Below are 20,155 nucleotides of genomic sequence, written 5' to 3' on the forward strand. Positions count from 1 at the left end.
GGCTAGGAGAAACGCCCCGGCCGGAAGGTGGCCAGCATGGGGTGCTTCCTGCCGCTCATGATCTCGCCGGCAAGGAGTTCACCGGCGATCAGTCCCAGGGTTGCGCCGGAGTGCGTGAAGGCAACGAAGCATCCGGGCACCTGGCCGAGTTCGCCCAGCACCGGTTCGCCGTCACCGGGAATCGGCTTGTAGCCCATCTTCCAGGAGGCGGGCTTGAGTTCCGGGTTGCCTGCGACCAGCTTGGACGCCTCGTCGGCCAGTTCCTGAACCACCTCATCGGGGATGCTGAATGATCCATCGGCGTGTTCGGTGATGTGTTCTTCGTACCAGTCGTGGTCCAGGGCGAACGTGCCGCCCGGGTTGGGCCGCAGGGCTGCGCGCGGGGTGTTCATCACCGCGGCCACGTCGTGCTGGACCTGCTTGGTCACCACCAGCATGGAGACAGGAGAGCCGTTGGGGATGTGCACACCGAGGGGTTCGACGACGGCGGGCGTGGCGGCGCCGCACGCCACCAGGACGGCGTCGGCCGGGTAGGTCCCACCCGCCGCGGTCTCCACGCCCGTGGTCCGGCCGCCCTCCACCATAACGGAGGCCTTGCCGGCGTTGAGGACCAGTTCGCCGCCGCGGGAGTGGAATTCCTCCATCAGGAAGTCGATCAGGTCAGGCAGGCTGACCCAGCCTTCGCCAGGGTTGAAGATGGCAGTCTCCGGCACGGCGTCCGCATCGATTCCCGGGGTAACGGACGCAATATCTTCCGGGGCAACCAGCTTGGAGTCGTAGCCAATGGACTTTTCGTAGGCGTGCCGGTCCTCGGTCGCCTTCCGCTGCCCCGCGACATTCCACATCAGGCCGCCGCCGAACTGCAGCCATTCCCGGCTGGGGTCCGAGGCGAAGAGGGTGCGGTAGCGGTCCACGCCGGCCACGCGCAACTGGTGGTACGGGGTGGACCGTTCGCCGGCGGAGTTGAGCCAGGACAGCGAGCGGCCGCTGGCTTCGCTGGCCAGGCCGCGCTCGGTCAGCAGGATGACGGAAGCTCCTTCGCGGAGCAGGTGCACGGCGGTGGAGACGCCCAGGATGCCGCCGCCGATGATGGCGACGCGCTTGGTGGCTGCAACAGAGGACATTGGTGTCCCTTTCTGTGGAATTCGTAGTTGTGGCGGACGCGGTCGGTGCGTCGAAGGGAAAGGCTTTGGGATTTGAGGCGTCAGGCCAGGGCGTGGATGCCTTCGATGACCTTCAGCACCTCAAGCGGTTCGGCGGGATCGACGGGCAGCGGCCCGTTCCCGCGCAGGGCGGCGGCCAGCTGGGCATAGAACTGCGGGTACGCGCCGCGCTCGGCAGGGACGGGAGTGGTTGCCCCGTCCACCCCCAGGAGCCCGCAACGCTCCTGGGGGTCCACGCCGTAAGCAGGGTCCAACGGCGGCATCCCGGCCGCGAGGGCAGGTTCCTGGCCGTCAAGGCCCCACTTGGTGTAGCCGGCCCGGGAGCCCAGGACATGGAAGCGGGCGCCGGCCTGTGCCGCCATCCCGTTCATCCAAAGCCGTGTGCGGACCCCGGACGTATGCAACAGCGACACGAAAGCCTCGGTATCGGCCGCGTCCGGGTGGTGGCCACGGTTGGCCGTCTCGCCGTGGCTCCTTTCCACCGGGCCGAACAGCTGGATGGCCTGGTCGATCAGGTGTGCACCGAGGTCGTGCAGGATGCCGCCGCCCTCAGCCAGCGACACCGTGTCCCGCCAGTTCCCGAAGCCTTCGGGACGCCACCATTCAAAGCGTGATTCGAAGCTGCTGACCTCGCCCAGCGCTCCGGAAGCCAGCACCTTCTTGAGCGTCAGGAAGTCGGCATCCCACCGGCGGTTCTGGAACACCGTCAGCTGCACCCCGCCGTCGGCTGCCCTGCTGATCAGTTCCTCACCCTGGGCGGACGTGGGCACGAAAGGCTTGTCCACCACCACGTGCAGGCCGTGGGCGATGGCCGTGGCGGCCAGCCCGAAGTGTGTGTGCGGCGGAGTGCCCAGGATGACCAAATCCAGGTCCGAGGACAGGGCGAAAAGCTCCTCCGGCGTCCCAACGATCCGTGCCCGGGGGTAGAGGCGCGCCGCCCCCGCGGCGCGTTCAGGCTGGGCCGTGACGATCACGTCCAGTGAAAAGTTGGGGTCGGCTGCGATCAGCGGCGCGTGGAAGACCTTGCCGGAGATGCCAAAGCCGACAACGGCGGTCCGGATGGGCCCCGCGGCATTCCTGCCCATTTAGAGCACCTCCGAGAGGAAGCGCTGGAGCCGTTCGCTGCGGGGGTTGTCGAAGAGTTGGCCGGGGGTGCCTGCCTCGACAACTTCACCTTCGTCCATGAAGACCACCTGGTCGGCGACCTTGCGGGCGAAGCCCATTTCGTGGGTGACCACCAGCATGGTCATGCCGCGCCGGCCCAGGCCGGCCATGAGGTTCAGGACGCCCTTGACGAGTTCAGGGTCCAGGGCGCTGGTGGCCTCGTCGAAAAGCATGACTTCGGGTTCCATGGCCAGGGCGCGGGCGATGGCGACGCGCTGCTGCTGGCCGCCGGAGAGGTCGCGGGGCCGGTGGTCCGCGCGCTCGGCGAGTCCAACCTCGGCGAGCCGTTGGCGGGCAAGATCCATGGCCTGGGCCTTGGGCATGCCCTTGACGCTCCAGAGGGCAAGGGCCACATTTTCTTCGGCGGTGTGGTCCGGGAAGAGGTTGAAGTGCTGGAAGACCATGCCGATGCGGGTGCGCAGGGTGTCCGGGTTCACCTTCAGGGTACTGTCGCCGGCGAGCAGCACGTTCCCGCTCTTGGGTTCGTGGAGGCGGTTGACGCCGCGCAGCAGCGTGGATTTGCCGGATCCGGAAGGGCCGATGATGCAGGTGGTGGTGCCCGGGGCCACGGTGAGGCTGACGTTGCGCAGGACCTCGATGTCGCCGTAGGCCATGGTGAGGTTGCGCAGTTCCAGGCTTGAACCGTGGAAGGACTTGGCTTCAGGGGCGGCGGTGTTCAGGGTGGTGGGGGTTGGGGTGTTCATGTGTTGCTCCCGGCTGTGAGCGGCGAGGCCGCATCGAGTTCCTTGACTTCCTTCAGGCCGCTGGTGGGCGGTGCGGCGCGACGGCGGCCGGTGCGGAACTTGTTGTCGAAGTAATTCACCAGGTGCGTCAGCGGGACGGTGATTACCAGGTAGAGGAGGCCGGCGGCCACCAGGGGTGAAAGATTCCCGGACAGAACGGCGGCGTCCTGGCCCACGCGGAAGAGTTCGCGTTCGGTGACCAGCAGGCCCAGGAAGTAGACCAGCGAGGAGTCCTTGACGATGGCGATGAACTGGTTCACCAGGGCCGGCAGGACGCGGCGGACGCCCTGGGGCACCACCACCAGCGCCATGGACTTGGCGTAGCTCATGCCGAGGGCACGGCAGGCCTCGCCCTGGCCCTTGTCCACGCTGAGGATCCCGGCGCGGAAGATCTCCCCGATGTAGGCGCTGGCGATCAGGCTCAGCGCGATGATGCCCAGCGGGTAGGGCGACGGGCCGAAGATCGATTGGCTCAGCCGGGCAAAACCCTGGCCGATCAGCAGGATGGTGAGGATGGCGGGCAGGCCCCGGAAAAGGTCCGTGTAGATCCTGGCCGGAACCCGCAGCCACTTGGACGGTGAGATGCCCATGACGGCCACCACCATTCCCAGCACCGTGCCAAGGACGGTGGCGGCAATGGAAATGATCAGCGTATTCAGCAGGCCGACCGCCAGGAGTTGGGGCAGGACCTCGGCCATAGCGCCGAAGTCGAAGAAGGTACGGATGATGGTGTTGAGCCAGTCCATGGTTGCTCTCAGACGTAGATGATGGGGAGGTGCCGGGCAGGCCGCGTTACGGCGGCCCGCCCGGTCAGGTGGCCAGAAGGCCTGTTGGCCCGGCGCTTGCGTGCCCGGCGACTATTTGCTGGGCGCGGGCGAGGCGGTCTGCTCGGCCTTGGGCAGGTACTGCTCGGGCATCGGCGAGCCCGGGAACCACTTCTGGTAGAGCTTCTTCCAGGTGCCGTCCTCCATGGCTGCAGCCAGGCCCTTGTTCAGGGCTTCCTTGAAGGCGGTCTTGCCCTTTGCCACCGCGAAACCTGCCGGTGCGTCGAAGGAGGGAATGTCTGCTGCACTGACCAGTCCGTGCTGCTCCTCGTAGGCCTTGGCGGCCTCGTAATCCAGGAAGTGGGCGTCCACGGTTCCGCTGTTCACCGCGGCGATGGCGGTGTTGTTGTCCGGGAAGCGCACCAGGTTGGCCGAGGTGAAGTTCTTGACCGCGTAGGCTTCCTGCAGCGTTCCCTGGACCACGCCCAGGCGTTTGCCTGCCAGCCCATCCGCGCCAGTGATGCCGGAGCCCTTGGTGGTGATGACCGTCAGGTAGCCGGCCAGGTAGCCGTCGGAGAAGTCCACCGTTTCCTTGCGCTTGTCCGTGATGCCGATCGCTGCAACACCGGCGTCGAACTGCCCGTTGGCAACTGCGGCAAGGAGGCCCGAGAAGTCCTGCCCGGTGAAGACCACATTGTCCACACCGGCCCGGTGGGCCACGTCCTTGAAGAGTTCAACGTCGAAGCCGGTGAAGTTTCCGGAGGCGTCGGCGAAGGTGTACGGCTTGGAGTCACCCAGGCTTGCCACCCGGATGGTGCCGGGCTGGATCAGGCCATAAGGGTTGTTTTCGGTGGTGGAGGCGGCGGAGGTGGAGCTGCAGCCGGAGAGGGCCAGGACCGCGGCCAGGGCTGCCGCGGCAATGCCGGCAGGTCGGAAATTCTTTTTCTTCACAGCGTTGTCCAATCGTTGGTGGGGAGGCGGTGCTGTCAGGGCCGCCGAAGAAAATCGTCGATGCTCTTGTTGAGTCCGGTCTCACACCCTAGGATTGAGACCGGACTCACATCGATGGATAGAAATGTAGCCGAAGTCACACGGGGCGTCAACAACCCCGTCGAAAGGTGAAGATGAACGGTGATGGAGCACGACGGCGGGACGTAACCGTTGCCGACGTCGCAAAGGCTGCCCAGGTTTCCAAGGCGCAGGCCGCCCGTGCGCTGGGCAACTACGGCGCCGTCAGTGATGACGTCCGCGAGCGCGTCCTCGCTGCTGCGGAAGCACTTTCCTACCGGCCCAATGAGCTGGCCCGCAGCATGAATACCGGGAAGTCGCACACTATCGGGGTGGTGGTGGGTGACATCGAAAACCCGCATTTCGGCCTTGCCACGCGCGGCATCACGGACACTGCCAAGAAAGCCGGCTACAACGTCATCCTGGTGAACACAGACGAGGACCGGGCGGCGGAGGTGGATGCGGTGCGGGTCCTGCTGGACAAGCGGGTGGACGGACTGATCGTCGCCCCGGCATCATCGGTGGACACTGAACACTTGCAGGAAGTGCACCAGTCCGGACGCCCCCTGGTCTTCATCGACCGCACCGCCGGGGACCTCAAGGTGGAGACCATGGCCGTGGACATGGCAAGGATTTCCCGGGAGGCCACGCAGTATCTGCTCGGGGCCGGGCACCGCCGCATTGCCTTCATTTCCACCTTGCGCACGGACGCCCCCTACAGCCCGGGCATGACCTTGGACTCCTCCCAGATCGCGGACCGCATCGAAGGGATGCGACAGGCCTTCCTTGAAGCGGAGCTGCCCTTTCCGGAGGACCTGGTCAGGTTGAATGCCGGCGATGCCGACTCGATCCGCAGCGTCACGCGCGAGGTGCTCCGGGGCCCGGACCAGGCCACCGCCGTGGTTGCTTCGGACGGCCTGATTGCCCTGGGCGTGGTGGAAGCGATCCAGGAACTGGGCCTGTCCATTCCGGCCGACGTTTCATTCCTGATGTACGACGACTTCGCCTGGACCCGGCTCACCACGCCGCCCCTGACGGTCATCGCCCAGCCGGTCTACAACATGGGCGTGGCGGCAGCCAAAGCCCTCATCCGGCAGATGGAAGGGCTGCCCCCTGCCGCTCCGGCACAGTTCACGGCCACCCTGGTGCGCCGCGGCTCGGTGGGTCCGCGCCGGGCGGAAGAGGATCCGCGGCAGGACGAGCTGGCGGCCACGCTCAACTGATACGCGTCGAACTTATTGCGAAGCGTCGAAGCCTGCCAACAGGCGCCGGGACGCGGTGTGCATGTGCGAGCGCATGGTTGCCGTGACAGCCTCCCCGTCGCGGGCAACCAACGCCTCATAAATCCTCGTGTGCTCCTTCAGCGCAGCTGCGGCGTGCCCTTCGTCGGTCAGGGCACGGTCCACCCAGATCCGGAGGAGCGAGCGGATACTCTGCAGGAGTTCCTGCAGGACCTGGTTTCCGGAAGCTGCCGCGATCTCGCGGTGGAAAGCCGCATCGGCCTCGACGAAGGCCACCAGATCATCCAGCGTGCCGGCCATTGTGTCCAGGTTCCCTCGCATCCGGTCGAGCGCCTCCCCCGTGATGCGTTCGGCTGCCAGCTGCACCGCCTGGACTTCCAGGCCGCTGCGGAGCTCTACGAGTTCACGCGTGCGCGGCGCACCCAGCATCAGGCCCCAGCTGAGGGTCCGGGGCAGGAGCTCCGAGATGCCGTCCCGGAGGTATGTCCCGGATCCGGGACGGACCACCACGATGCCCAGGATTTCCAGCGCCGCAAGAGCCTCACGCACCGCTGAGCGGCCAACCCCCAGGGAGGCGGCGAGCGTCCGCTCGGCGGGGAGCCGGGTGCCCGGCGCGATATCCCCGCTGGTGAAGAAGGCGAGCAGCCGCTCTGCCACTTCCGACACCACCGACCCCTGCCCCACGGAACCCAGGGCGGCACTGATCTTGGCCGTCGAGGCGGCGGATTCTACGGACACCTCCCAAGCGTAACAACTGGCGGACCACCTCCTGCCGCCCCCGGAACCCGGCCACGAAAACAGGGAAACGAAACAACAAGTCAACCGGTTGACCAATTTACTGTTCGGCCCTATGGTGGAACTCACAGCTTCATCCCGCGGTACCCCAAGCCGCGTGCATATGAGACAGCCCCACCCGCCTCCAGCGACGGACGCGACCGGGACATAAACATCAAGGAGTCAATGTGGACACCACACAATCGGTGGTCGAAAAATCCGCAATCAGGAAAGTGGCGGTCCGGCTTGTCCCGTTCGTCGCGCTGATGTTCTTCATCAACTACCTCGACCGCACCGCCATCTCTTTTGCCGGCCCCAATGGCATGAACAAGGACCTGGCCCTGAACGCCGCCCAGTTCGGCTTCGCGTCCGGCGTTTTCTTCATCGGCTACATCCTGCTTGAGATCCCCTCCAACCTGGCGCTGCACAAGTTCGGTGCCCGCCGGTGGCTGGCCCGCATCATGGTCAGCTGGGGCATCGTCTCGCTGCTGTTCACCTGGGTGGCCAACGTGGAGCAGCTGTACATCCTGCGCTTTATCCTGGGCGTGGCCGAGGCCGGCTTCTTCCCCGGCGCCATCCTCTTCCTGAGCCTCTGGGTTCCCGCCCGGCACCGCAGCAAGATTTTGGCCCTGTTCTACCTGGCCCAGCCGCTGACCACCGTCATCGGTGCGCCCCTGGCCGGCATCCTGATCCAGCAGCACGGCCTCTTCGGACTCGAAGGCTGGCGCGTCATGTTCCTCGGCGTTGCTGTCCCCGCCATCATCATCGGCATTATTTCCTGGTTCTACCTGGCTGACTCCCCTGCCAAGGCCAAGTGGCTCACGGCCGAGGAGAAATCCTGGCTGACCGGCGCCCTGGAAAAGGAAAAGAAGGAAACCACGGCCGGCAACAAGCACGCCAGCGTCCGCACCGTGTTCGGCAACGGCCGCGTCTGGATGCTCTCCCTGATCTACTTCGGCTTCATTTATGGCCTGTACGCGCTCGGCTTCTTCCTGCCGACCATCATCTCCGGCTTCGAAGGCATTTACGGCACCAAGTTCGACGTCTTCCAGAAGGGCCTGATCACCGCCATTCCGTACCTGCCGGCGGCAGTCGCCCTGTACTTCTGGTCCAAGGACGCCACCAAGCGCGGCGTCAAGACCTGGCACATCGCCGTTCCCGCCCTGGTGGGCGGCCTGAGCATCCCGCTGGCACTTTTCGCTGGAAGCCCCGCTGCCACGATCGCCGTCATCACCATCACGGCAATGGCAATCTTCGCGGCGCTGCCCAACTTCTGGACGGTCCCCACGCAGTTCCTGACGGGTGCGGCAGCAGCAGCGGGCATCGCCTTGATCAACACTGTGGGCAACCTGGCAGGCTTCAGTGCGGGCTACATCACCGGCTGGCTCAAGGACTGGACCGGCGATTACAACGTGCCGATGTTCGTGGTGGGCGGCTTCATGCTCCTGTCCGCCGTCCTGATGGTTGTCCTTAGCCGCTCCGGGCGCGTCTCCGAGGGAATCCGCGCCGAGGCGCTGGACCCGGCGGGCGCCGGGCAGCACGCCGAGCCTTAACGCCGGCGGGCCACCAAGACCCGGGACGCCCTCCTCATCCGTGGGCGTCCCCGCACCAGGCCCCGCACCAAGCCCCGCACCAACCGCCGCCCCAGACCCTCCCCCAGCTAGGCCCAGGAGCTTTTCCCATGACCCGCCTGTTCAATGAACCCGCAGCCTTCGCTGACGAAATGATCGAAGGCTTCGCCGCCTCCCATGGACGCTGGGTCAAACGCGTTTCCGGCGGTGTTGTCCGCAGCACCAGGAGCACCCCGGACACGGTGGCACTGGTGATCGGTGGCGGCTCCGGCCACTATCCTGCCTTCGCCGGCCTGGTGGGCCAGGGCCTGGCGCACGGCGCGGCGATGGGCAACCTGTTTGCGTCCCCGTCGGCGCAGCAGGTCTACAACGTGGCCAAGGCCGCCCACAACGGCGCCGGCGTGCTGCTGGGCTACGGCAACTATGCCGGCGACGTCCTGCACTTCACCCAGGCCCAGGAAAAGCTGCGCCGGGAAGGCATCGACTGCCGCAGCATCGCGGTCACGGATGACGTCTCCTCGGCCCCGGTCGAAGAGCACACCAAGCGCCGCGGCATCGCCGGGGACCTGACGGTGTTCAAGGTTGCGGCCGCGGCTGCCGAGGCAGGCTACGGCATGCACCAGGTGGTGGAGATCGCCGAACGTGCCAACCACCGCACCCGTTCGTTCAGCGTCGCCTTCACCGGCTGCACCCTCCCGGGAGCCGACCAGCCGCTGTTCTCCGTCCCCGAGGGCCGCATGGCCGTGGGCATGGGCATCCACGGCGAGCCGGGCATCGGGGAAACGGACATTCCGACGGCGGATGGCCTCGCCGAACTGCTCGTGGCCAAGCTCCTCACCGAGGTGCCGGAGGGCCTGGAAGCCAGGGGTGCACGGGTGGTCCCCATCCTCAACGGCCTGGGCAGCGTGAAGTACGAGGAGCTCTTCGTGGTCTACCGCCGCGTGGCCCAACTCCTGGCCGAAGCAGGACTCCAGGCAGTGGACCCGCAGGTCGGCGAACTGGTCACCAGCTTCGACATGGCCGGCACTTCCCTGACCCTCTTCTGGCTCGACGATGAACTTGAAACCCTCTGGAACGCACCCGCCGACGCACCCGCCTTCCGCCGCGGCGCCGTCAGCGCCCAAGCGCTGGAGGAGACCGCGGGCGAGCCGGCCGCCGTCGAACTTTCCATCCCGGACGCAACCGCGGAGTCCCGCGCCGGTGCCGTCCGCGTCCTCGCAGCCCTCGGCGCCGCAAAGGACGTGGTGGACGCCAACGCCGCGGAGCTTGGCAGGATCGATGCGATTGCCGGCGACGGCGACCACGGCATCGGCATGGAGCGCGGTGTCCGCGCCGCCGTGGAAGCCGCGGCAGACGCCGTCGCCCGTGGGGCCGGCGCCGCCACCACCCTGTACTTTGCAGCGGACGCCTGGGCGGACAAGGCCGGCGGCACGTCCGGCGCCCTGTGGGGCATGGCCCTGCGCGCGGTCGGTGACGCTGTTGGGGACAGCACAGCGCCCGACGCCGGTGCTGTCGCCACCGGAGTGGCCGGTGCCGCCGCCGCGATCATGGAGTTCGGCAAAGCCAAGGTGGGCGACAAGACGCTGGTGGACGTCCTGGTCCCGTTCCGGGACGCGCTTCGTGCCGGGGTGGACGGCGGAAAGTCCCTGGCAGCTGCCTGGGACGCTGCCGCCACCGCCGCCCAGCAGGCAGCCGAGGACACCGCCAACCTGCTGCCGCTCATGGGCCGCGCCCGTCCACACGCCGAGAAGAGCCTGGGCACCCCCGACGCCGGCGCTGTCTCCATGGCCCTGATCGTGCGGGCCATCCACAACACCCTCAGCCAAGACAACAACGCCGCGTACAACACCATCAAGGAGAACGCATGAGCACCAAGCTGCGCCTGGTCATCGGAGCCGACGACGCCGGTTTCGACTACAAAGAAGCCCTCAAGGCCGACCTGGAAGCCTCCCCCCTGGTCGAATCCGTCACGGACGTGGGGGTGGACGCCACCAGCCACACCCCGTACCCGTCGGTGGCCATCGCCGCCGCCGAACTGATCGCGGAAGGCAAGGCCGACCGCGCCCTGCTGGTCTGCGGCACCGGCCTCGGCGTGGCCATCGCCGCGAACAAGGTACCCGGGGTGCGCGCCGTCACCGCCCACGACAGTTTCTCGGTGGAGCGCGCCATCCTGAGCAACAACGCCCAGGTCCTCACCTTCGGCCAGCGCGTCATCGGCCTGGAACTTGCCCGCCGCCTGGCCCGGGAATGGCTCACCTACACCTTCGACGAAACCTCCGCCTCCGCGGATAAGGTCGCCCTGATTAAGGACTACGAGGGTGTCACTTCCTGCTAAGAAACCCAAAGCCGTCATCGGCGTCAGCCTGAAGATGTACTTTGGCTACGCCCGGTCCGTGGACTACTGCCGCGACGTGGCCTCAATCGCGTTCGCCCACCCGGCCGTGCAAAGCGGCGACATCGAGCTGTTCGTCCTGCCCATGCTCCCGGCACTGCCGGAGGCCGCCCGGATCCTGGGCCCCGCCGGCGCCGCCACCGGAGCGCAGGACATCTTCTGGGAGGACGAGGGCGCGTACACCGGCGAGGTGGGCGGAAAGGCCATCGCAGAACTCGGCGGCCGCTATTCAGAAATCGGGCACGCAGAACGCCGCCGCATCTTCGGCGAAGATGACCGCATCATTGGCCTGAAGACCGCAGCCGCCTACCGCAACGGCCTGACCCCCGTGCTGTGCGTCGGCGAACTGCAGCCCGGTTCCGTGGAGGAAGCCGTTGCCCGGTGTTCGGCGGAGATCGACGCCGCCCTCAACCGGGCTTCGTCCCTGGCACCGGCCGCCCGGACCATCGTGGCGTACGAACCCCAGTGGGCCATCGGAGCGCCGGAACCGGCCACCCCCGGCTACATCAGCGCCGTCATCACCGGGCTGGATGCGCACCTGCGCAGCCTGCCCGGACAGGAAGACAGCCGCGTGATCTATGGCGGCAGCGCCGGGCCGGGCCTGATCACACAGCTCGGTCCCGCCGTCGCCGGCCTGTTCCTGGGCCGCTTCGCGCATGACCCGAAGGCGCTGGCAACCATCCTGGACGAGACGGCAGCCCGGCTGGAATCCGCGGCGGTGGCAGCATGAGCTCACGGATAGGCCTCAGCAGTTACGCGTTCTTCTGGCAGCTCTCGGACAAGGTCTCCCAGCCCCTGAGCATCCACGATGCGCTCCAGCGGACGGCGGAACTGGGCGTGGACCTGTTCCAGGTCTGCGACTACGCCCCGCTGGAGGCCATGCCGGACGCGGAACTGCAGGCCGTGCGGGACACGGCGGACAGGCTGGGAATCTCCCTTGAGCTGGGTACCAAGGGCATCCGCCCGGAGCACCTTCGCAGGTTCCTGCACATCGCCGGAATCCTTGGCTCGCCGCTGCTGCGGACCATGTTCAACGTTCCCGGGCACACTCCCACCACCGAGGAAGCGGTGGCCATCTTCAAGGAGCTGCTGCCCGAGTTCGAGGCAGCAGGGGTGAAGATCGCGGTGGAAACCTACGAACAGGTCCCCACCTCCCGCATCCTGGACGTGGTCCGCGGCGTGGACAGCCCGTACCTGGGGATCTGCAGCGATCCTGCCAACACCGTCGCGGCGCTGGAGATGCCGCGTGAGGTGATTGACGCCGTCGCGCCCTATGTCCTGAACATGCACATCAAGGACTTTGCCTTCAGCCGCGAGGACGGGTGGGTGGGCTTCACCTACTCCGGCGCCCCGCTCGGCGAAGGCCTGCTCGACTACGGGTACATGGCCGGAAAAATCCGGCCGCATGAAAGAAACATCAACCAGATCGTCGAACACTGGCTGCCCTGGCAGGACTCCGAGGCGGAAACCATCCGGCTCGAAAACCAGTGGACCCGGCAAAGCATCGAATTCCTAAGGAGCAAGTGAAATGTCAGCAGAAACTTTGACCGTCGCCGTCATCGGAGCCGGAGGCAAGATGGGGATGCGCGTTTCGCGCAACCTCCAGAAGTCCGCCCACACCGTCTTCTACAGCGAGAACTCCCCCGCGGGCCAGGAACGCGTCCGCGCTGAAGGCCGCGACATCACCGCCACCGATGACGCGGTCAAGGGCGCCGACGTGGTGATCCTGGCCGTCCCGGACACCGTCCTGGGCGTCGTCTCCGAAGGCGTGGTGCCGCAGATGAAGTCCGGCGCCATCCTCCTCACCCTGGACCCCGCCGCAGCCTACGCCGGCCTGCTGGCAAAGCGCGACGACGTTGTCCAGGCAGTCGCACACCCCTGCCACCCGTCGGTGTTCCTGGAGCGCACCACGAAGGAAGAATGGGCCGACACCTTCGGCGGCGAAGGTGCCCCGCAGAACGTTGTTGCCGCCATCGACGACGACGCCCCGGCGGGCACCCGCGATTCGGCTGAAGCCGTGATCCGCACCATTTACGCCCCGGTCATCGACGTCCATTGGGTCACGGTCAAGCAGCTCGCCGTCCTCGAGCCCACCCTGGTGGAAACAGTTGCCTGCATGATCGGCACCCTGCTGAACGAAGCGCTGCACGAGACCGTGCACACCGCCGGCGTCCCCGAAGAAGCCGCGAAAGCCATGCTGTTCGGCCACGTCCAGATCGCACTGACCAACGCCCTGCGCGGTTCCAACCCGTTCTCCGAAGCCTGCGAAATCGCGATTCAGTACGGCAGGGACACCATCATCAAGGACGACTGGAAGAAGATCTTCGACGACTCCGAACTCGACGGCGTCATCGCCAAGATGCTCAAGCTCGAGGCCGTCAAGCGCTAGAGCCTGCAGCAGCGGCGGCGTCTGTCCGGTCAGGTGGACCGGGCGGACGCCGCCGCTTTGGCGTTAACCACGCGTCAGCTGACGCCTGCCCCTTGCAGGTTGAAGTAGGAGCGGGCGTCCGGCGGCCGGATATCGGCGACGGCGTCGCTGAAGATCCGCATGGGATGCGGCGTGTACGGGTGCTCTGCGATGGCCTCGAAGTCGAGGTCGATGCCCAGGCCAACGCCTTCGGGGATCATGACGTCGCCCTCGGCCGTCAGCTGGAGGCGCTCATTGGAGATGTCACTGCGCCACGGCACATCCGTGGCCATGATCTCCAGATACCGGAAATTCGGCAGCGCTGCACCGAGCTGCAAGGTTGCCGCGGTACTGAGCGGACCGCTGGGGTTGTGGGGTGCGAAGGGAATGTAGTGAGCTGCGGCGAGCGTGGAGATGAATGAGAGTTCCAGCAGGCCGCCGGCGTGGGTGGCGTCCGGCTGGATGAAATCCACGGCGTGGCGTGCCAGGGCGGGGATGAAGGTGTTCCGTCCCATCCACCGCTCCCCTGCCGCGATGGGGACGGGGGACTTGGTACGCACCTCGATGAGCGCATCGATTCCGTCCGGCGGGCAGGGTTCCTCGAAAAACACCGGCTGGAACTGCTCGATTTCGCGGGCCACCCTGATGGCCGTCGGGACGTCGAACCGGCCGTGCCCTTCGATGAAGAGCTCAACATCATCACCGACGGCCTCGCGGACAGCGGCAACGGACTCAAGCATGCGCCGCAGGTCCCGCGGTTGGAGGGAGAGATCCGCAGCCTCGAACGGGTCCCATTTCAGGCCGCGGAAGCCCTGGCCAACTGTCCGGACAGCGGCAGCTGCGAAGTCCTCTGGAGTTGTGGCGCCGGAAAACCAGCCGTTGGCGTACGCACGGACCCGGTCGCGGACCTGGCCGCCCAGCATCCGGTGGACCGGGACACCCAGTGCGCGCGCCGAAACATCCCACACCGCCATCTCAAGCGCGCTCAGGGCCGTCATGGACACCGGGCCGCCACGCCAATAAGCATCCCGGTTGAGTTCATAAATGGTCTGGCTGATCCGCGTGGGGTCCTTGCCCCGGACGGCTTCAGCAAGGACTGCCACAGCGCCGCGGACCGCGTGCTCCTGCCCCTCAAGGGTTGCCTCGGCGACGCCGGTGAGACCCTCATCAGTAGCGAGCCGGACGAAGATGAGATTCGTTCGGTAGAAGTCCACGACCACGGTGTCGAGGTTGGTGATTTTCATGGGATGCCTTTCAGCACGCGGGAGGGGCAGTGGATTCACGCACGATTACCTGGGTGGCCAGCTCCACGCGGTGGGAATCCAGGACCTCGCCGTGCACCTGGCGCAGGAGTGACCTCAGGGCCGCCCGTCCCATCTCCTCCAGGGGCTGGGCCACGGAGCTCAACGATGGCACGGACTGCTCACCCTGGTTGGTGCCGTCGAAACCGATGAGGCTGATGTCTTCGGGAACCCTGATCCCATGGTGCCGCGCTTCGCTCAGGACACCCAAGGCAATGGCGTCGCTGGCGGCAAAGATGGCCGTGGGGAGGGAGTCGAGCTTCAGCAGCTCCTTAAACCCGCTGACCCCGCTCTCGGTCCGGAACCGGCCGCCGGAAACAATGTAGCTGGGGTCAACCTTGATGCCCTGAGCCATGAGGGCGGCCATGTATCCGTGCAGCCGCGCCTGATTGCATTCCGCGCCCTCTATGCCGCCAATGTAGGCGATGCGGCGGTGTCCCAGTTCCAGCAGGTGCTCGGTAGCCGCTTTACCGCCGGCCCAGTTGGTGGCCCCCACGCTAACAACGTCGGCTGAGGGCGGGTTGAGCGGGTCGATGACGACGACGGGAATTTGCCTGCGCCTGAACGCATGCAGTTGCGCTTCACTGAAGGCCGAGGTCACCACGATCATCCCCAACCTGCCTTCTTCCAGCATCCGCTGCGCCCGGCGCTCGGGCGTGTGGCGGCCGGGGGTGGACTGGCCGGTTACGCTGACCAGGATCTCGACGTCGGCAGCGGCAGCGAACTGCAGGATGCCGTTCAGGACCTCGATGGTGTAGGCGGAATCGAGGACGTCGATCACTACTTCCACCACGGTCCCGCTGTCCGCGGCCGCCCGCCGCTGTACCGGAGACTGGTACCCCGCCTGCTCCAGTGCGGCAAGAATCCGGGCCCTGGTTTCGGGGGCCACATCGTCACGCCCGTTCACCACCTTGGAAACGGTCGGCGCCGAAACCCCTGCCTGCCTGGCGACGGTAGCGAGCGTGGGTTTGGTCCGCTCCGGCAATTTAGTCGTCATCGGTTCGCAATCTTTCGAAGGTGGGGAAACGTTTTCAAGCTACAGACTGGAAGTTTCCCCCGTCAAGATGCAGCAGCAACTCCGTCTTCATCGAAAAAGATCCTCTACGATCCCCTTGACCCCGCGACTTTTTCCCGCTTTAGTTTAGACCGTGACTTATATCACGGTTCGAAATGTTTCGAACAATCGTCGGAGCTGACGCCCCGCACCTCGACAGCAAATTCACAATGGAGAAGCAATGAAGCAACCCCAGACCTCCCGGCGCTCTTTCCTCGCCCTCGCTGCCCTTACTCCCTTTGCCGTTGCCGCAACCAGCGCCTGCGGAACGTCCGGCCCGGGCGCCTCCAGCGGCGGCGGGGGCGCCAGCATGTGGTACCTGACCGGCGAGCCAAACCAGACCACCATGCAGAAGGCCGTGGATGCCTTCAATTCGGCAAACTCCGCCGACAAGATCACGGTCACCTATTTCCAGAACGACGCGTACAAGACCAAGATCAAGACCGCAATCGGCGCCAACCAGGCACCCACCATCATCTACGGGTGGGGCGGCGGCGGCCTGAAGACCTACGCCGAGGCCAACCAGGTGGAGGATCTGACCAGCTGGTTCGAGCAGAACCCGGACTTGAAGAAGAAGTTCTTCCCGTCCGTATTCGGTGCAGCTACCGTCAACGGCAAGATCTATGCCCTGCCCAACCAGTACGTCGCCCCGATCGTGCTGTTCTACAACAAGGAACTCTTCCAAAAGGCTGGCGTCCAGCCGCCCAAGACCTGGGACGACATCATGTCCTTGGTCAAGACCTTTAATGGCATGGGCGTGGCCCCGTTCTCCCTGGGCGGCCAGTCGCGCTGGACCTCCATGATGTGGCTCGAATATCTGCTGGACCGCATTGGCGGCCCCGACGTCTTCAAGGCGATCTTTGAAGGCAAGCCCAACGCCTGGATGGACCCCGCAGTGATCGAGACCGGCACCAAGATCCAGGAACTGGTCTCTGCCGAAGGCTTCATCAAGGGCTTCTCCTCCATCACCGCGGACTCCCAGGCAGACCAGGCCCTCCTGTTCTCCGGCAAGGCAGCCATGATGCTGCACGGTTCCTGGACCTACGGCGCCATGAAGAAGGCGGGCCAGAACTTCGTCCAGGACGGAAAGCTCGGATTTGTCCCGTTCCCAACTGTTGCCGGCGGCAAGGGTGATCCGAAGAACGGTGTCGGAAACCCGGCCCAGTACATGTCCATTTCGTCCAAGGCCAGCGACAAGGAAAAGGAATCCGCCAAGAAGTTCTTTAAGGACGGCATCCTCACCGACACGGTGATCGAGGCCTACATCAACTCCGGCTCGGTTCCCATTGTCAATGGCATTGAGGACAAGCTGAACACTTCCCCTGACAAGGAGTTCCTCAACTACGTCTACGGCATGGCCAAGAATGCGCCCAACTTCCAGCAGTCCTGGGACCAGGCGCTGAGCCCCACCGCAGCCGAGGCCCTGCTGAACAACATCGACCAGCTGTTCCTGAAGTCGATCACCCCGCAGCAGTTCGCCGAGAACATGAACGCCACCCTGGGCAAATGAGTAACGCTATTTCCACCGCCCCGGGGACCGCCGTCGGCATCAAGGATTCCAGGCAAACCGAAAAGCGCAAGGCCGCCCTCGCGTGGCTGACACTGCCGGCACTGTTCTTCTTCCTGGTGTTCGCCGTCATCCCGCTGGCCGGTGTGCTCATCCTGAGCTTCGCCAGCTGGGACGGAATCGGTGCCATCGGAGCGGCGGGCCTGGACAACTGGTTCTCCGTACTCGCGGACCCGGGACTGTACAACGCCCTGGGCCTGACCTTCCTGATCATGATCGTCTCGTGGCTGGTCCAGACCCCCATCAGCCTCCTGCTGGGAGTCTTCACGGCGGGAAGCCAGCGGTACCGTGCCGCACTGGCCGTACTGTACTTCCTGCCCCTGCTCCTGTCCTCCGCCGCCGTCGCCATTGCCTTCAAGGCCCTGCTGGATCCCAACTTCGGCCTGGCAACCGGCCTGGGACTGCCGTTCCTGGCGCAGGACTGGCTGGGGGTCCCGCAACTGGCCCTCGGCCTGGTGATCTTCGTCATCGCCTGGCAGTTCGTGCCGTTCCACACCCTTATCTACCAAGGCGGGGTGCGGCAGATCCCGAAGTCCCTCTACGAGGCAGCCCAGATCGATGGCGCGGGGACCATTAAGCAGTTCTTCCACATCACCCTGCCCCAGTTGAAGTACACCATCATCACCTCGTCCACGCTGATGGTGGTGGGTTCACTGACCTACTTCGACCTGATCTTCGTCCTCACCGGCGGCGGCCCCGGAAACTCCACCCGGATCCTGGCGCTGGACATGTACCTGCGGGGCTTCCGGGCCAACCTCATGGGCCCGGCCAGCGTCATCGCCGTCATTCTCGTCATCATCGGCCTCGGTCTTGCCTTGTTCCTCCAGCGTCTTGGCGGCAAGGACAAGCAGGGCAGCCAATTGGAAGGTTTGTAGGGTGAGTACCGTCCTGAAAAGCAATGCGCAGGAGGCCCGGACCGGAACCATCGGCGGTTCAGAAGCCGCCAAGCGGGGACTCGGTCCCCGTTTGAGGCGGCTGAACATCCCCGGCGGCCTCGGCGGATGGATCTGGCTGGCGATCATTATCCTGCCCATCTACTACGTGGTAATCACCAGCCTAAAGACGCAGGCGGGATACTTCGGCCAGAATCCCCTGGCCCTTCCCACCTCGCCCACCCTGGAGAATTACCAGCTGGTTCTCGCGGCCGATTTCGCCACGTATTTCATGAACAGCGCCATCGTCACGCTCGGCTCCGTGATTCCCACCGTGCTGGTTTCGTTCATGGCCTCGTTCGCGATCGTCCGCGGCAGCGGCAGGTTCCTGAAACTGGTCAACGGCGTGTTCCTCATGGGCCTGGCCATCCCGCTGCAGGCGACGATCATCCCGATCTACCTGATGATCATCCGGCTCAACCTTTACGACAGCCTGCTGGCGCTGATGCTGCCGTCCATCGCCTTTGCCATCCCTCTGACAGTGCTGATCCTGTCCAACTTCATCCGTGATGTCCCGAACGAACTGTTCGAGTCCATGCGGCTGGACGGCTGCAGCGAATGGCAGACCATGTGGCGGCTCGCCCTGCCCCTAACCCGCCCCGCCATCGTGACCGTCGCCATCTACAACGGCCTGCATGTCTGGAACGGGTTCCTGCTTCCGCTGGTCCTCACCCAGAGCCCCGGCCTTCGGGTCCTGCCCCTGGGCCTGTGGACCTTCCAGGGTGAGTTCAGCGTCAACATCCCGGCCGTGCTCGCCTCGGTGGTGCTCAGCACCCTGCCCATCCTGGTGCTTTATGTCATCGGCCGGCGCCAGCTGCTGGCAGGCCTGACGGCCGGCTTCAGCAAGTAGAAAGGACCTTCACATGACCACCGCCAAACCCCTGCGGGTCGGCATGGTGGGCTACGCCTTCATGGGTGCCGCCCACTCCCACGCCTGGCGCACCGCGCCCCGGTTCTTCAACCTGCCACTGCAGCCACAGCTCACCGCGGTTGCCGGCAGAAACTCCGACAGCGTCCGTGCCGCTGCGGACAAGCTGGGCTGGGAGTCTGTCGAGACTGACTGGCGCCGCCTGATCGAGCGCGACGACATCGACCTCATCGATATCTGCACGCCCGGCAACACCCATGCCGAAATTGCCATGGCCGCCCTTGAAGCCGGCAAGCACGTCCTGTGCGAAAAGCCGCTGGCCAACTCCGTGGAGGAAGCCGAGCAGATGACACTGGCGGCGGAGACCGCCATGAAGAACGGCATCTTCTCGATGTGCGGTTTCAGCTACCGCCGCACCCCGGCCCTGGCGCTGGCCAAGCGGTTCGTGGACCAGGGCAGGCTCGGCGAGATCCGGCACGTCCGGGCCCAGTACCTGCAGGACTGGCTCTCGGACGCCAACGCCCCCATGACCTGGCGGCTGGACAAGAGCAAGTCCGGCTCCGGGTCCCTTGGTGACATCGGAGCCCACAGCATCGACGCCGCCCAGTGGGTCATTGGCCAGAACATCACCGGTGTCTCGGCCATGCTGGAAACATTCGTCCGGGAGCGGCCGCTGGCCGGCGACCTGGTGGGCCTCGGCGGCCACGGCGACCTCAGCAAGGACGCCCCGCGCGGAACGGTCACCGTTGATGATGCTGCCATCTTCAGCGCCCGCTTTGAAGACACAACGTTCGACGGCGGCGCCTCCGCAGGAGCCATCGGCGTCTTCGAGGCAACGCGGTACGCCCTGGGCAGGAAGAACGCCATGCGGCTGGAGGTCAACGGCACCAAAGGCTCCCTGGCCTTTGACTTCGAGGACATGAACGTCCTGTCCTTCTACGACGCCGCCGAAGAGCCTGACGCCGGCTTCCGCCGCATCTTCGTCACCGAGCCTGGGCACCCGTACGTCGGAAACTGGTGGCCCACAGGCCACGGGCTCGGGTACGAGCACGGTTTCACCCACCAGGTGGTGGACCTCGTCACGGCCATCGGGGAAGGCCGTCAGCCGAAACCCTCCTTCGCCGACGCCCTGCAGGTGCAGCGGGTCCTCGCAGCAGTGGAATCCAGCGCCGCAAATGCCAGCCAATGGCAAAAAGTCTGAGCGGC

General features: G+C 65.7%; 19 protein-coding genes. 11 read left to right on the top strand and 8 right to left on the bottom strand.

Annotated features, from left to right (window positions below; genetic code table 11):
* Window positions 1-2: 2 nt before the first annotated feature.
* The 5 genes from Q9R31_RS09565 to Q9R31_RS09585 all read right to left on the bottom strand — a co-directional run bounded on the left by Q9R31_RS09565 (window position 3) and on the right by Q9R31_RS09585 (window position 4,785).
* Window positions 3-1,124: an FAD-binding oxidoreductase gene (locus Q9R31_RS09565; RefSeq protein WP_311262485.1), complete on the bottom strand. Its 1,122-nt coding sequence runs from the start codon at window positions 1,122-1,124 to the stop codon at window positions 3-5.
* 80 nt (window positions 1,125-1,204) lie between these two features.
* Entirely contained in the window at window positions 1,205-2,248 is a 1,044-nt protein-coding gene (locus tag Q9R31_RS09570; RefSeq protein ID WP_311262486.1) for a Gfo/Idh/MocA family oxidoreductase, read from the bottom strand.
* Window positions 2,249-3,031, bottom strand: coding sequence for an amino acid ABC transporter ATP-binding protein (locus Q9R31_RS09575; protein WP_311262487.1), 783 nt, complete (start codon window positions 3,029-3,031; stop codon window positions 2,249-2,251).
* Window positions 3,028-3,816 carry an amino acid ABC transporter permease gene (locus tag Q9R31_RS09580; RefSeq protein WP_056338086.1) on the bottom strand — a complete coding sequence of 263 codons (789 nt, stop codon included), beginning with the start codon at window positions 3,814-3,816 and terminating at the stop codon, window positions 3,028-3,030. The genes Q9R31_RS09575 and Q9R31_RS09580 overlap by 4 nt, the downstream gene beginning before the upstream one ends.
* 111 nt (window positions 3,817-3,927) lie before the next feature.
* The gene (locus Q9R31_RS09585; RefSeq protein ID WP_311262488.1) at window positions 3,928-4,785 is read right to left on the bottom strand and encodes an ABC transporter substrate-binding protein; all 858 of its coding nucleotides are present in this window, start codon (window positions 4,783-4,785) and stop codon (window positions 3,928-3,930) included.
* 173 nt (window positions 4,786-4,958) lie between these two features.
* Between Q9R31_RS09585 and Q9R31_RS09590 the strand changes: the two genes are divergently transcribed.
* Window positions 4,959-6,065, top strand: a complete 1,107-nt coding sequence (locus Q9R31_RS09590) for a LacI family DNA-binding transcriptional regulator (RefSeq protein WP_311262489.1) — start codon at window positions 4,959-4,961, stop codon at window positions 6,063-6,065.
* A 12-nt stretch (window positions 6,066-6,077) separates the two neighbouring features.
* Here the strand turns inward: Q9R31_RS09590 and Q9R31_RS09595 are convergent, their stop codons facing one another.
* The gene (locus tag Q9R31_RS09595) at window positions 6,078-6,821 is read right to left on the bottom strand and encodes a FadR/GntR family transcriptional regulator (protein WP_311262490.1); all 744 of its coding nucleotides are present in this window, start codon (window positions 6,819-6,821) and stop codon (window positions 6,078-6,080) included.
* Between the two features lie 224 nt (window positions 6,822-7,045).
* Here Q9R31_RS09595 and Q9R31_RS09600 point away from each other — a divergent pair, with 224 nt between their 5' ends.
* From Q9R31_RS09600 to Q9R31_RS09625, 6 genes are all read left to right on the top strand, one after another.
* Window positions 7,046-8,410, top strand: coding sequence for an MFS transporter (locus Q9R31_RS09600; protein WP_311262491.1), 1,365 nt, complete (start codon window positions 7,046-7,048; stop codon window positions 8,408-8,410).
* Between the two features lie 128 nt (window positions 8,411-8,538).
* Complete coding sequence (locus Q9R31_RS09605; protein ID WP_311262492.1) at window positions 8,539-10,296, top strand: dihydroxyacetone kinase family protein; 1,758 nt, start codon at window positions 8,539-8,541, stop codon at window positions 10,294-10,296.
* Window positions 10,293-10,763, top strand: coding sequence for a ribose-5-phosphate isomerase (locus tag Q9R31_RS09610; protein WP_311262493.1), 471 nt, complete (start codon window positions 10,293-10,295; stop codon window positions 10,761-10,763). Before Q9R31_RS09605 ends, Q9R31_RS09610 begins: the two co-directional genes overlap by 4 nt.
* A complete protein-coding gene (locus Q9R31_RS09615; RefSeq protein ID WP_311262494.1) occupies window positions 10,747-11,550 on the top strand; it encodes a triose-phosphate isomerase family protein in 804 nt (267 codons plus the stop codon). The genes Q9R31_RS09610 and Q9R31_RS09615 overlap by 17 nt, the downstream gene beginning before the upstream one ends.
* Window positions 11,547-12,347 carry a sugar phosphate isomerase/epimerase family protein gene (locus tag Q9R31_RS09620; protein ID WP_311262495.1) on the top strand — a complete coding sequence of 267 codons (801 nt, stop codon included), beginning with the start codon at window positions 11,547-11,549 and terminating at the stop codon, window positions 12,345-12,347. Before Q9R31_RS09615 ends, Q9R31_RS09620 begins: the two co-directional genes overlap by 4 nt.
* A gap of 1 nt (window position 12,348) precedes the next feature.
* Complete coding sequence (locus Q9R31_RS09625) at window positions 12,349-13,209, top strand: phosphogluconate dehydrogenase C-terminal domain-containing protein (RefSeq protein WP_311262496.1); 861 nt, start codon at window positions 12,349-12,351, stop codon at window positions 13,207-13,209.
* A 74-nt stretch (window positions 13,210-13,283) separates the two neighbouring features.
* Here the strand turns inward: Q9R31_RS09625 and Q9R31_RS09630 are convergent, their stop codons facing one another.
* Complete coding sequence (locus Q9R31_RS09630) at window positions 13,284-14,471, bottom strand: mandelate racemase/muconate lactonizing enzyme family protein (protein WP_311262497.1); 1,188 nt, start codon at window positions 14,469-14,471, stop codon at window positions 13,284-13,286.
* Between the two features lie 10 nt (window positions 14,472-14,481).
* Window positions 14,482-15,525, bottom strand: a complete 1,044-nt coding sequence (locus Q9R31_RS09635; protein WP_311262498.1) for a LacI family DNA-binding transcriptional regulator — start codon at window positions 15,523-15,525, stop codon at window positions 14,482-14,484.
* Between the two features lie 238 nt (window positions 15,526-15,763).
* Between Q9R31_RS09635 and Q9R31_RS09640 the strand changes: the two genes are divergently transcribed.
* The 4 genes from Q9R31_RS09640 to Q9R31_RS09655 are packed head-to-tail and all read left to right on the top strand — an operon-like array spanning window position 15,764 to window position 20,150.
* Window positions 15,764-17,092, top strand: coding sequence for an extracellular solute-binding protein (locus tag Q9R31_RS09640; protein WP_311262499.1), 1,329 nt, complete (start codon window positions 15,764-15,766; stop codon window positions 17,090-17,092).
* Window positions 17,089-18,024 carry a sugar ABC transporter permease gene (locus Q9R31_RS09645; protein WP_311262500.1) on the top strand — a complete coding sequence of 312 codons (936 nt, stop codon included), beginning with the start codon at window positions 17,089-17,091 and terminating at the stop codon, window positions 18,022-18,024. The genes Q9R31_RS09640 and Q9R31_RS09645 overlap by 4 nt, the downstream gene beginning before the upstream one ends.
* Before the next feature lies 1 nt (window position 18,025).
* Entirely contained in the window at window positions 18,026-18,931 is a 906-nt protein-coding gene (locus Q9R31_RS09650) for a carbohydrate ABC transporter permease (RefSeq protein WP_311262501.1), read from the top strand.
* Between the two features lie 13 nt (window positions 18,932-18,944).
* Window positions 18,945-20,150, top strand: coding sequence for a Gfo/Idh/MocA family oxidoreductase (locus Q9R31_RS09655; RefSeq protein ID WP_311262502.1), 1,206 nt, complete (start codon window positions 18,945-18,947; stop codon window positions 20,148-20,150).
* The last annotated feature ends 5 nt before the right edge of the window (window positions 20,151-20,155 follow it).

The sequence above is a fragment of the Pseudarthrobacter sp. BRE9 genome, assembly GCF_031844305.1.
GTDB lineage: Bacteria > Actinomycetota > Actinomycetes > Actinomycetales > Micrococcaceae > Arthrobacter.